Source organism: Clostridioides sp. ZZV15-6598, from assembly GCF_020657705.1.
Taxonomy (GTDB): Bacteria; Bacillota; Clostridia; order Peptostreptococcales; family Peptostreptococcaceae; genus Clostridioides; species Clostridioides difficile_F.
This window is the reverse complement of record NZ_JAGWCS010000118.1, coordinates 1-12,544: the sequence shown is the minus strand read 5'-3', so window position 1 is coordinate 12,544 and position 12,544 is coordinate 1. Positions and strand designations below refer to the sequence as shown.

Sequence of the window (12,544 nt, the reverse complement as noted above, 5' to 3'; positions counted from 1 at the left end):
GTATAAAAATTATCTTTAAACGATACAGAGATATCGTAAGACAATTGCTGAATTAGACTATATATTTTTTTATATAAAAGCTTCTTGTCTTGTGATGAGAAGTTTTTTGTTGTTTAAATTGAAAATTTTAATAAAGTGGTGTTATAAAAATTTAAGAGAGAGGAGTAGATTTGTCAAAATAAAAGAGAGTATATTTTTTTGACAATAGTTATGATATGGTAGAAAAAGCTCAATTAATGGATGAAAAGGCTATAGCAAGAGCAATTACTAGAATAAGTCATGAGATAATTGAAAGAAATAAAGGTGTAGAAAACCTAGTCTTAGTTGGAATAAAGACTAGAGGTGTACCAATTGCAAATAGAATCTCTAAAAGAATAGAACAAATAGAAGGAACAAAAGTAGACACTGGAGATATCGATATAACACTTTATAGAGATGACTTAGAAAAAATTAATGTTGAACCAGTAGTCAAGGGAACATATCTAGACTTTAATGTGGATGATAAAACAGTAGTTTTAGTTGATGATGTGTTATATACAGGAAGAACTGTAAGAGCAGCACTTGACGCTATTATTGATATAGGAAGACCTAAATCAATACAATTAGCAGTATTAGTGGACAGAGGACATAGAGAATTGCCTATAAGAGCAGATTATGTAGGAAAAAATGTCCCTACTTCAAGACATGAAATTATATCTGTTAGTTTATTAGAAATTGATGGAGAAGATTCAGTTACAATCAAAGAATAGTTATTTTTTAATATTATATAAAAGCTCAGCATTGTATAGTCATGGAGGAGGATAAAGCTTACATATATTGCACAAAATAAATAATACGAGTTTATTAATGTGTATATTAATGTAGTCTCTATTCTCCTTTATTTGGGCTTTCAATGTCGTAAAATGTAAAAAAATGATAGTTTGCATAGTAAGTATATAGAGATTAAAAAATAGAATCTAGGGAATTATAATTAATTAAAAGATATTAATTGAACAAAGGATTTATTCATATATAATAATTTTTGGAGGTTTTTATGAAAAAAACGATAATGTCTTTACAACATTTATTGGCCATGTTTGGAGCGACAGTACTAGTTCCCATTTTAACAGGCTTTAACCCATCAGTTGCAATTTTTTGTGCTGGTGTTGGTACACTTATATTTCATTTTTGTACAGAAGGAAAAGTACCTGCATTTTTAGGTTCAAGTTTTGCTTTTATTCCTGTTATACTAGCAGCTAAAGAAGCTTATGGAGGAGATTTAGCATATGCTCAGGGTGGTATAATAGTAGCAGGATTAATTTATATTATAATGTCAATTATAGTAAAAATAGTTGGAGTAGATAAAATTAAGTTATATTTTCCAGCACAAGTTACAGGAGCTATGATAGCAGTTATAGGTTTAAATTTATTGCCAACAGCTTTTAATATGGCTTCAGCTAATTTTATAATAGCATTTATGACCTTAGCAATAGCAATTTTGACTAATAAGTTTGGTAGAGGATTTATAAAACAATTAGGTATATTAATAGCTGTTTTTTCTGGATATATAATATGTTTGGCACTAGGTATGGTAGATGTAACTACGATAACAGAAGCAAGTTTACTTGCTATACCTAACTTTACAATTCCTAAGTTTAGTTTAGGAGCAATTGTGATTATATCTCCAGTTGTTTTAGCTGTATTTATGGAGCATATAGGAGATATGACTACTAATGGTGCTGTAGTAGGAAAAAACTTTATAGAGAATCCAGGATTAAACAGAACGTTACTTGGTGATGGATTTGCAACTATAGTAGCAGGATGCTTAGGTGGACCAGCGAACACAACTTATGGAGAAAATACAGCAGTACTTGCGATAACTAAAAACTATGACCCTTCAATACTTAGACGTACAGCAGTATTTGCTATATTGCTTGCATGTGTAGGGAAGTTTGGAGGATTTCTTCAAAGTATACCAGGTTCAGTTATGGGTGGAATTAGTATAATGTTATTTTCAATGATAACTTATGTTGGATTAAAAACTATAAGAGATAGCTCTTGTGTAGAAAGTAAAGTAAATATATTGATAATAGCAGTTATATTATTGATAGGTCTTGGAACAACTTACTTATCTAATAAAGGGATTTCTATAGGAATTCCTATAACAAGTACTGTAAAGATAACTGGTCTTAGTTTGGCTGCAATTGTCGGTATTGTGTTAAATAGAATATTAAATAATCAAGATTTTAAAGTTGAAAAATAATAATTAATTAAGTGTTATTATTTTAAATAATCAATTTTCTATAGACATTGGCAATCAATGTTGATATAATGATTAAAAATAAATAAAAGAAAGGGTAAGGTAACTGGGAAGATGAGAATATAATCTATTTTTTATAATTTAAAGTATTGTAAATTTTGAAAAGCCTATAATTGGTGGCTTTATTTATGATGCTTAAATTAAGGAGAGTAGATTATAGTCTATACGTTTAGTTATTGTGCCTATTTATGTAAATCTCTCCTTATATTTAAGTATACCAGGGAGGGATTTTTTTATGATGTTAATAAAAGTAGAAAATTTAAAAAAATATTATGCTGATAAATTAATTTTGGATATAGATAAACTTGAAATATTAGAAAATGAGAGAATAGGTTTAGTTGGTTCAAATGGTCAGGGAAAAACAACTTTATTAAAAGTAATATTAGGTGAAATAGAAATTGATGAAGGGTGTATTTATCTTACAGAGAGCTATTCATATATAAGTCAGAGTGAAAATAATATTGAAAAATGTAATGATAGTAAAGAAAAAAGTCTATTAAATGCACCAGATAAATTTGAAGATTATTTATCTGGAGGAGAAAAAGTTAAGCTAAAGATAGCAGATGCACTGAATAATAAGAAAAATATAATAATAGCAGATGAGCCAACTTCAAACTTAGATAAAAAGAGTATAGATATTTTGGAAAATATGTTTAAAAGACATAAAGGAGCATTATTATTAATATCTCATGACAGACGTTTTTTGGATGAATTATGTACAACTATATTGGAGTTGGAAAGTGGTAAATTAAAAGCTTATAAAGGTAATTACTCTGATTATTTAGAACAAAAGGATGAGGAGATAAAAAGAGGTGACTTTGAATATCAAGAATATGTAAGTGAGAAAAAAAGATTGGAGAAGGCTCTTTTAGGAAAAAAAGCTTTAAGTGATGGCATAAGGAAAACTCCAAAACGAATGGGGAATTCAGAAGCTAGACTACATAAAATGGGTGGTCAAACAAATAAGAAAAAAATAGATTCAAGTGTAAAAGCATTAAAAAGTAGAATTGAGAAATTGGAAGTAAAGGATAAACCTAAAGTTTCTGCGGATATGAATATTAAAATACAGGATGGTATGGAAATAATCAGCAAAAACTTAGTGGAATTAAAGGATTTAAGTTTAAATGTGGGAAAAAAGCTTTTACTAGATAATATTTCTTTCAAGATAAAAAGAGGTAAGAAAATAGCTTTATTAGGTGATAATGGATGTGGAAAAAGTACTCTAATAAGAGAAATACTTAGTAATAAAAATGATTGTATAAAGATAAATAACAAGGTAAAGACAGGTTATTTTGACCAAAATCAAGATTTATTAGATGAGGAAAAGAGTATTTTGTACAATATCAAAGCAAATAGTTCATTTAAGGAGTTTTTTATAAGAATAAATTTAAATTTATTTGGATTTAAAGGTGATACTGTTTATAAAAAAGTTAAAGTTCTTAGTGGAGGCGAAAAAGTAAAGGTAGCTCTATGTAAAATAATACTAGAAGATAATAATTTTTTAGTTCTTGACGAGCCGACTAATTATTTGGATATAAAATCTATGGAAGCATTGGAAAAAGCATTGATAAATACTGATAAAACTATGCTTATAGTGTCTCATGACAGAGTATTTATATCTCATATTTGTGACTATTTTTTAGAAATAAAAGATAAGAGTATAAAGGAGTTTGATTGTAATTATAATGATTATATTATTAGTAGAAATAAAAAAACTCCTAGTAGAGAAGAAGGGATTAAGAAAGAAAATCTTTTAGTATTAGAAAATAGACTTACAAGTATTATCTCTATGTTGTCTATAGAAAAAGACAATGTAAAGAAAGAATGTTATGAATTAGAATATAATGAATTACTAAAAAAAATCAGAACTATAAAAAACAGTTGTCAAAATTAAATTGATTTTCAGCTTTTTATAAAAACAGAAGTTAATTGATTTAAATATATATATTAGTTATTAAATAGCTAAAAATAAATAAAATTAAAAGTGGCATTCTTATATAATAAGAATGCCACTACTTTAAGTTAATAGGATAAATATACAATTATCTATCAGTAATTAATTTTTGTATTGATGAGCTATATTTTATTCAGATTTAATCTTAAGTTTAGCTACCATTTCTTCTTCTGGAGTAACATAAATAGTACTATTAGTTTCATAGATAACCATACCAGGTTTAGAACCACTAGGTTTCTTTACATTTTTTTTCTTTGTATAATCTACAGGTACTTGAGAAGAAAGCTTTGATTTGCTAAAAAATGCAGCTAACATAGCTCCCTCAAATATAGTGTTATCAGTAATTTCTTTACCAGCACACTTTATTATTACATGAGAACCTGGAATATTTTTTGTATGCATCCATAAGTCATCATTATCAGCAAGTCTTAATGTAAGATAATCATTTTGTTTGTTGTTTTTTCCAACCAAGATTTTAAATCCATCAGAAGAAATAAATTCATGAGGTTTTGTAGAAGGCATAGTATCTTTTTTACTACTTTTCTTTTGTGCTTTGATATATCCAACTTTACCAAGTTCTTCTTTTATATCTTGCAATTCAGCTAAATTTTCACAGTTCTCAATACTCAAAATTATGTTTTCTAAGTAATCTATTTCTTCTTTATTCAATGAAATTTGGTGAGATATTTCAACCTTAGCATGTTTCATTTTAGTATACTTTTTAAAATATTTTTGAGCATTTTCAGATGGAGTCAAGTTTTTATTTAATTCTATTGTTACATTTTTACAATCTTCATCATAAAAATTGGCAACTTCAACACTTTCCATACCTTTCTCTACCATATATATATATGATGTAATTAGTTCACCCTTTACTTTATAAATATCTGCATTTTCAGACTCTAACAATTCTTCTTCTTGCTTTCTAAGTTTGTTATAAAGCCTATCCAGTTTAACAGATATGCTTTTCTTTAAGTCAGATGAACGTTGATTGATTCTATCTTTAATATCTTTAGTTCTGTAGAAATCTTCTAGTATATTAGACATACTTTCCTTATTGATATATGATAAATCATTAAACAATGTAAGATTGACACAACTGAAATCAACTACTTTATCTAATTTTTTATCTATAACAATACAAGGTGAAAATTTATTAGAGTTTATATCATTAAATAAACTACAAAATTCTTTGTATAAAGAATCAAACTGTTGACTAGATATATCTTTGATAATAGCGTTTTGATTTACATCTGCCCTATAACAAATTTCTTTGGCGATAGTAGGGCTTATACCTAAAAATTTAGAATATATGGACTTAAAAATAGGGCCGTCAAATTCATTTATATTACCAATAAATGAATCTTTAGATATATTATCAAGAGGGTTAAGTTTATCTTGCTTTGGTGGCAATGAGTAACTATGACCAGGTAAAACCTGACGAACTCTACTTATACTAAAAGGCACTCTTTTTATAGAATCTATAATTTTATCATCTTCACTATGAGTTACTATTATATTACTATGTCTTCCCATAATCTCAATTATAATATTTTTGATTGTCTTTTCTTTTAATTCATCTAAAGACTCAACACTGATTTTTATTATTCTTTCAAAACCAATTTGAGAAATTTCTATAATATTTCCACCTTGTATATATTTTCTAAGCAACATACAAAACATAGGAGCCTTTAGGGGATTTTCTTTTTTATAATTGCTTGTTAAATAAACCCTAGGATTTGAAGCACTTGCACTTAAAACCAATCTAAAATTTTCTTTGTTGTTTCTTATATTAAAAATTACCTCATCATCTTCAGGTTGATGAATCTTATCTATTTTTCCACCTGTAAGTTTTGATGATAATTCATCTACTATTGAATGTATAACTAATCCATCTAATGCCATATATAGCACCCCTTTCTTTGACCAAAATAAGTCAGTAAATTAATTATACACATAATATATGCTCTATGACTAGGGGGAATTTAAACAACATGAATTAATGTGTAAATTTTATAATTATTTATACTTACAGGATATACTTACAAGAGAATAAGCATTATATTTTCAAATTAATAATTTAAATTTGCTTAAATATAAAACAAATGTAGTATAATTAGTGTGTAAAGAATAACTCATAAAATCATATAAACTTTACAAAACTAAATAAATATTAAAGCTGTATAGTATACAAATATGAAAGAAGGTTGAAAAAATGAAATTTATTGATTTAAGAAGTGATACTGTTACTATGCCTACTGATGAAATGAGAGAAGCCATGGCAAAGGCTCCTGTTGGAGATTCAATCTTTAGAGATGACCCTACTGTAAATAAACTTGAAGAATTAGCAGCAGCCAAAGTTGGAAAAGAAGATGCTATTTTCCTTCCAAGTGGAACTTTTGGAAATCAGTTAGCTTTGTTTACTCATTGCCTAAGAGGTCAAGAAATCATTATTGGTAAAGGGTATCATATTGTGACTCATGAAGTTGGAGCACCTGCTGTAATAGCTGGAGTTCAACTTAGAACTATAGATGAAGATGAAAGTGGAGCTCTTAATCCTGAACTTGTTGAGAAGGCAATTAGGAGAGATGATATACATGAACCACAAACAGGCCTTATATGTGTAGAAAATGCATATTCAGGTGGAACTGTTGTAAGTCTTGACAATTTAAAAGAAATTAAAAAAATAGCTGAAAAACACAATTTACCAGTTCATTTAGATGGAGCAAGATTATTTAATGCAGCATTAACTTTAGGTGTAGAAGCTAAAGAAATTGCAGAATGTTGTGACAGTGTTATGTTCTGTGTATCAAAAGGTTTAGCTGCACCAATGGGTTCTATTCTTGCTGGAAGTAAAGAATTTATAGCAAAAGCTAGAAGAAAGCAAAAAGTTATGGGTGGGGGAATGAGACAAGTTGGTATAGTTGCAGCAGCTGGTATAATTGCTATTGAAAAAATGACACTGAGATTAAATGAAGACCATGAAAATGCAAAATATTTAGCTTGTGAGTTGGATAAAATTGAAGGTATTGAAGTAAATAATACTAATCCAGACCTGAGTATGGTATTCTTTAAAATGAGTGAAGATGTAATAAAAGAAGATATTTTAATAAAAGAGTTTTTTGAAAGAAATATAAAAATAAATAAAATGGAAAATGGGGAGTATAGATTCGTAACTCATGTAGACATTACTAGAAAAGATTTAGATTATGTTTTAAAAACACTTAAAGAATTAATTGGTATATGCTAATTAGGTATGTTCAAAAAAACTAAATAGCATATGTTAAATATTTTATTTAAAAAATTCATATACAGTTTAAATAAACTATACATAAAATTCATATAGAAACATTATTATATAAATATAGAAAGAACTAGCTTAAAAACATAATATAATTACCCTAATTGTAATGGCAACTCTCCCTCACATCCTCAAATTATAGTTGTCATTACAAAACTTTTCCCATAAATTATAAGTTTATGGGAATTTTTTTATGTTATAATAGTTTAAGTGTTAATTTACAAAGGAGCGATACTTATGAAATTTTGGAAACTACATGGAATAGGCAATGATTTTATTGCAATAGATGGAAGATTTGACCAAATAGATTCATCAAATTATACTGTTTTAGCAAAAAAAGTATGCCATAGAAGATTTTCTGTAGGAGCGGATGGGTTACTAATTGTGAAAAATTCAGAAATTGCAGATGTAGAAATGGTGTATTATAATTCTGATGGTTCAAGAGCGGCTATGTGTGGAAATGGACTTAGATGTTTTTGTAAGTTTGTTTATGATAATGGCATAGTTAAAAAAGACAATTTTACAGTAGATACACTAGATGGTATAAAAAATATAAAAATAAACACTATAAATGGAGAAATAAATACTATAAAAGTTAATATGGGAAAAGGAAGTTTTTTAGCTAAAGATATTCCTGTGTTGACTGATAAAGAACGTTTTGTACAAGAAAATATAAAAGTTTTAGATAAAGAGTTTAAGATTACATCTATGTTGATGGGGGTTCCTCACACTGTGGTTATAGTGGATGAATTAAATGTAGATGAAGTTTGTAAATATGGAAAAGAGATTGAAAATAATAAAATATTTCCTAAAAAAACGAATGTAAATTTTGTAAAAGTAGAAGATAAGTATAATATACATGTCTATACTTGGGAAAGAGGTTGTGGATATACTTTAGGATGTGGAACAGGTATGACTGCATCAGCAATAGTATGTAATTTACTTGATATGGTAGAAAATAGTGTAAATGTGACTTCTCAAGGTGGAACAGTACGAATAGATATAGGAGAGTTTTCTTATATGACAGGTCCAGCAGTAAAAATATGTGAAGGTGTTTTGGAGGTTTAATTAATGGCTATAAGTATGACTGGTTTTGGAAGAGGAGAATACAAAGACGACAACTATTATTTTTTAGTAGAATGTAAAACAATAAATCATAAATATTCAGATATAAATATACGTCTTCCAAGAAAAATTTCATTTTTAGAGGATAAAGTTAGAAATTTAGTAAAAAACTATGTGAAAAGAGGAAGAGTTGATTTATACATAAAATTTGACTTATTAGGCAAAGAAGATGTAAACTTAAATTTTGATGAAGGATTAGCATCTCAATATATAGATATATTAAAAGAAATAAAAAACAAATTTGATATTATAGATGATATTAGTGTTATGAATGTTGCAAGATTTCCTGATATTATAAAAATAGAAGAAAAAGATGAAGATGAAGATTTACTATGGTCGATGTTGAATCAAGCAGTAGAAGATGCAATGATAAAACTGAGAGAAATGAGAAGTGAAGAAGGTAAAAAACTAGCTGAAGATATTACAATGAGATGTGATTTATTAAAAAATCACATAGAAGAAATTGAAAAACATTCAAGTAGTGTTGTAGAAGACTATAGAGAAAAATTAAATTCAAGAATAAGTGAAATGCTAGAAGACCCAAGTATAATAGATGAAAATAGGTTAGCACAAGAAGTTGCAATATACGCAGATAAAAGTAGTATAACAGAAGAGATAGTTAGATTTAAAAGTCATATTGGTCAGCTTAAAAAAACTATATTTAAAGACGATTCTATAGGTAGAAAAATTGATTTCTTAATACAAGAGATGAACAGAGAAACTAATACAATAGGTTCAAAATCATCTGATATAAATATAACTAATTTAGTAGTAGAGGTGAAAAGTGAGTTAGAAAAAATAAGAGAACAAATACAAAATATAGAGTAAGAATACAATATTAGAAGGGGAATATTTAAATGTTTACAAAAAAAGGATTATTGCTAGTTGTATCAGGTCCATCAGGTGCAGGAAAAGGTACTATTTGCAAAGAACTACTTAGAGAAAATGATACAATAAAACTTTCTGTATCAGCTACTACAAGAAAACCAAGAGCAGGAGAAGTTGATGGAGTAAATTATTTCTTCATAAGTAAAGAAAAGTTTGAAGATATGATAGGAAAAGGTGAGTTTTTGGAGTATGCTCAAATTTATGATAATTTTTATGGAACTCCAAAAGCAGCAATAATGGAATGTTTAGAAAAAGGACAGGATGTGCTACTAGAAATTGAAATGCAAGGAGCAAAACAAATAAAAGAGGTTTGTCCAGAAGGTGTATTTATATTTGTATTACCTCCATCACTTGAAGAACTAAAAAATAGAATTGTTGGAAGAGGTACAGAGACAGAAGAAGAAATAGAAAAGAGATTTAGTTGTGCATATGAAGAAATAAAAATGATTAAAGATTATGATTATTTTATATTTAATGAAGATGTAAAAACATCTGCTAAAGAAATAGAAGGTATAATATCATCTGAAAAGAATAAAGTTAGCAGATATAAAAATATTATAATAGAGAAATTTAAGGAGGAATTATAATTATGTTAAAACCATCTATCAATGAGGTACTAGAAAAAATAGACAACAGATATTACTTAGTAGGGACTGTTTCAAAGAGAGCAAGAAAGTTAATTGATGGAGACGAACCATATGTTTCAAACAAAGCTAAGGAAAAACCTGTATGTGTAGCTACTAAAGAAGTTGCAAGTGGAAAAATAACATATAGATTATTAACAGAAGAAGAAATAGAGATAGAAGAAGCTAGACACTACGCTGAGCAACACCAACAAATTTCAGAAGAGGAGTAAGGTCATGCTAAAAAATAAGACTGTTGTAATTGGCATAAGCGGCGGAATAGCTGCATACAAGGCTTGTGATGTTGTAAGTAAATTAAAAAAATTAAATGCAAATATCCATGTTATAATGACAAAATCAGCAACAGAATTTGTTAGACCACTTACACTTCAATCACTAAGTCAAAATTATGTAGTAGAGGATATGTTTGAAGAACCAAAATCTTGGGAAGTTGAACATATATCATTAGCAAAAAAAGCAGATTTATTTTTAATAGTACCAGCAAGTGCAAATGTTATAGGAAAAATTGCAAATGGTATAGCTGATGATATGCTAACAACTACTGTTATGGCAACAAAAGCACAAGTTTTAATAGCACCAGCTATGAACACTAATATGTATGAAAATCCAATTGTGCAAAAAAATATAAAAACTTTAGAGAACTTTGGATATAAATTTATAGAACCAGAAAGTGGAAGACTTGCATGTGGAGATATTGGAGCAGGAAAACTAGCTAATCCAGATGTAATAGTAGAGGCAGTTTTAGCTAATCTTACAAAAGAACAAGATTTAAAAGGTCAAAGTATAATAGTTACAGCTGGACCAACTGTAGAAAGTATAGACCCAGTAAGATATTTAACTAATAGGTCTTCTGGTAAAATGGGATATTCTATAGCTAGAGAGGCTATATCTAGAGGTGCTGATGTAACATTAATATCAGGTCCTACAAATCTCTCTATCCCACAAAACCTTAAAAAATTTGTACAAATAGAATCAGCACAAGATTTGTATGAGTCAGTAGTATCAAATTTAAATGAAAATAAAATAGTAATTCAAAGTGCAGCAGTTGCAGATTATAAGCCAAAAACTTATTCTGACAAAAAGATTAAAAAGAATAATGATGATTTATCAATAGAATTAAGTAGGAATTATGATATTGCTTATGAAATAGGAAAAATAAAGGAAGATAGGATATTAGTTGGATTTGCTGCTGAAACTAACGACCTAATAGAACATGCCAAAGGAAAAATTGAAAAGAAAAATTTAGATTTTATTGTGGCAAATGATTTAACTAAAGAGGGAGCTGGTTTTAGAACTGATACTAATATTGTAAAAATAATAGATACAGAAGGAAATATTACTGAGTACCCTAAAATGAAAAAGGAAGAAGTAGCTAATGTTATCTTAAATAAGATTAAAGTGTTACTTGAGAAATAAGAACTTTTTTAAATATGATATTTGTGTATTTTATCACAGCTAAAGTGGCTGAAAGCCGCAATTTACTTTTAGCGAGTAAAAACTCGCAAATGTCAGTTAAATTGTGGTTTTCAGCATTTATTTTGCCATAAAGTATAAAATATAATTAATAGTTAATTATTAAGATATATCTAATATTAGTAATAACTTGAAACTTTTTAGATACGCTGAGATTTTTTGATATATTATAAAATGTGTTAAAATATGAGCAGTAGAATTAATTTTAAGTAGGGGTTTTACAATGAAAAAATATGCAAAGGTAATAGTTAGAAGTAATACTATATACACAGACAATTTATTTACATATCAAATTCCTGTATTCTTAGCGGAAGTTATAAGCATTGGTCATAGAATATTAGTTCCATTTGGAAGAGGTAATAAACCAACAGAAGCTTTTGTATTTCAACTTACAGATAATTTAGATGAAAAAATAAAGACTAAAGAAATCATAGATATACTAGATGAAAATCCAATATTTAGAGAAGAAGATTTAGAGTTGGTTTACTGGATGAAAAATAGATATTTGTGTACTTATATAGAGTGTATAAATTTGATATATCCAAAAGGATATAAACTAAATAATTACAAAGTAGTTTTATTAGGTGAAAAGCTAAATGGATTAAGTGAGACTGAATTAGATGAAAAAATATCAAAACTGAGTGATAAAAATAGAGAGATAGTAGAAAAAGTAGTTGAGAGTAAAGGAAAAATTAAGGTTGATAAGTTAAAATATATACCAAATCTAAATAATTCTCTATATACAATGAATAAAAATGGAATTATAAAATTATGCTGGGAATACAAAAATCATAAAAATGAGAAGAAAGTATGCTATATATCTTTGAGTTTAGAAAATGATAAAATTGATGATTATATAG

The 12,544-nt window shown here is 27.6% G+C and carries 10 protein-coding genes and 1 pseudogene; 10 read left to right on the top strand and 1 reads right to left on the bottom strand.

What is annotated here, in order from left to right:
• The first annotated feature begins 215 nt into the window (after positions 1-215).
• The 3 genes from pyrR (at position 216) to cplR (ending at position 4,193) form a co-directional block, all read left to right on the top strand.
• On the top strand, positions 216-749 hold the full coding sequence (gene pyrR / locus KGF50_RS17065) for a bifunctional pyr operon transcriptional regulator/uracil phosphoribosyltransferase PyrR (protein ID WP_227849176.1): 534 nt from the start codon (positions 216-218) through the stop codon (positions 747-749).
• A gap of 284 nt (positions 750-1,033) precedes the next feature.
• Positions 1,034-2,242 (top strand): solute carrier family 23 protein, encoded by a 1,209-nt coding sequence (locus KGF50_RS17060; RefSeq protein ID WP_227849175.1) that lies wholly within the window; start codon positions 1,034-1,036, stop codon positions 2,240-2,242.
• Between the two features lie 292 nt (positions 2,243-2,534).
• Positions 2,535-4,193, top strand: a complete 1,659-nt coding sequence (gene cplR / locus KGF50_RS17055) for an ABC-F type ribosomal protection protein CplR (protein ID WP_227849174.1) — start codon at positions 2,535-2,537, stop codon at positions 4,191-4,193.
• Positions 4,194-4,382: 189 nt separating this feature from the next.
• Here cplR and KGF50_RS17050 read toward each other — a convergent pair whose 3' ends face one another.
• On the bottom strand, positions 4,383-6,158 hold the full coding sequence (locus KGF50_RS17050) for an NFACT RNA binding domain-containing protein (protein ID WP_227849173.1): 1,776 nt from the start codon (positions 6,156-6,158) through the stop codon (positions 4,383-4,385).
• Positions 6,159-6,468: 310 nt separating this feature from the next.
• Between KGF50_RS17050 and ltaE the strand changes: the two genes are divergently transcribed.
• The 7 genes and pseudogenes from ltaE to KGF50_RS17015 all read left to right on the top strand — a co-directional run.
• On the top strand, positions 6,469-7,503 hold the full coding sequence (gene ltaE, locus KGF50_RS17045; RefSeq protein WP_227849172.1) for a low-specificity L-threonine aldolase: 1,035 nt from the start codon (positions 6,469-6,471) through the stop codon (positions 7,501-7,503).
• A gap of 288 nt (positions 7,504-7,791) precedes the next feature.
• Complete coding sequence (gene dapF, locus KGF50_RS17040) at positions 7,792-8,622, top strand: diaminopimelate epimerase (RefSeq protein WP_227849171.1); 831 nt, start codon at positions 7,792-7,794, stop codon at positions 8,620-8,622.
• 3 nt (positions 8,623-8,625) lie between these two features.
• Entirely contained in the window at positions 8,626-9,507 is an 882-nt protein-coding gene (locus KGF50_RS17035; RefSeq protein ID WP_227849170.1) for a YicC/YloC family endoribonuclease, read from the top strand.
• Positions 9,508-9,536: 29 nt separating this feature from the next.
• Complete coding sequence (gene gmk / locus KGF50_RS17030; RefSeq protein WP_227432470.1) at positions 9,537-10,154, top strand: guanylate kinase; 618 nt, start codon at positions 9,537-9,539, stop codon at positions 10,152-10,154.
• Between the two features lie 2 nt (positions 10,155-10,156).
• Positions 10,157-10,423 carry a DNA-directed RNA polymerase subunit omega gene (rpoZ, locus tag KGF50_RS17025; RefSeq protein ID WP_227849169.1) on the top strand — a complete coding sequence of 89 codons (267 nt, stop codon included), beginning with the start codon at positions 10,157-10,159 and terminating at the stop codon, positions 10,421-10,423.
• A 4-nt stretch (positions 10,424-10,427) separates the two neighbouring features.
• Positions 10,428-11,627, top strand: coding sequence for a bifunctional phosphopantothenoylcysteine decarboxylase/phosphopantothenate--cysteine ligase CoaBC (coaBC, locus tag KGF50_RS17020; protein WP_227849168.1), 1,200 nt, complete (start codon positions 10,428-10,430; stop codon positions 11,625-11,627).
• A 280-nt stretch (positions 11,628-11,907) separates the two neighbouring features.
• A pseudogene (locus KGF50_RS17015) lies at positions 11,908-12,544 on the top strand (primosomal protein N'); the annotation flags it as partial.

Coding starts and splice junctions, on each gene's coding strand:
- KGF50_RS17050 (WP_227849173.1), bottom strand. CDS start 6,158: ATGGCATTAGATGGATTAGTTATACATTCAATAGTAGATGAATTATCA.
- rpoZ (WP_227849169.1), top strand. CDS start 10,157: ATGTTAAAACCATCTATCAATGAGGTACTAGAAAAAATAGACAACAGA.
- coaBC (WP_227849168.1), top strand. CDS start 10,428: ATGCTAAAAAATAAGACTGTTGTAATTGGCATAAGCGGCGGAATAGCT.
- gmk (WP_227432470.1), top strand. CDS start 9,537: ATGTTTACAAAAAAAGGATTATTGCTAGTTGTATCAGGTCCATCAGGT.
- pyrR (WP_227849176.1), top strand. CDS start 216: ATGGTAGAAAAAGCTCAATTAATGGATGAAAAGGCTATAGCAAGAGCA.
- KGF50_RS17060 (WP_227849175.1), top strand. CDS start 1,034: ATGAAAAAAACGATAATGTCTTTACAACATTTATTGGCCATGTTTGGA.
- KGF50_RS17035 (WP_227849170.1), top strand. CDS start 8,626: ATGGCTATAAGTATGACTGGTTTTGGAAGAGGAGAATACAAAGACGAC.
- dapF (WP_227849171.1), top strand. CDS start 7,792: ATGAAATTTTGGAAACTACATGGAATAGGCAATGATTTTATTGCAATA.
- ltaE (WP_227849172.1), top strand. CDS start 6,469: ATGAAATTTATTGATTTAAGAAGTGATACTGTTACTATGCCTACTGAT.
- cplR (WP_227849174.1), top strand. CDS start 2,535: ATGATGTTAATAAAAGTAGAAAATTTAAAAAAATATTATGCTGATAAA.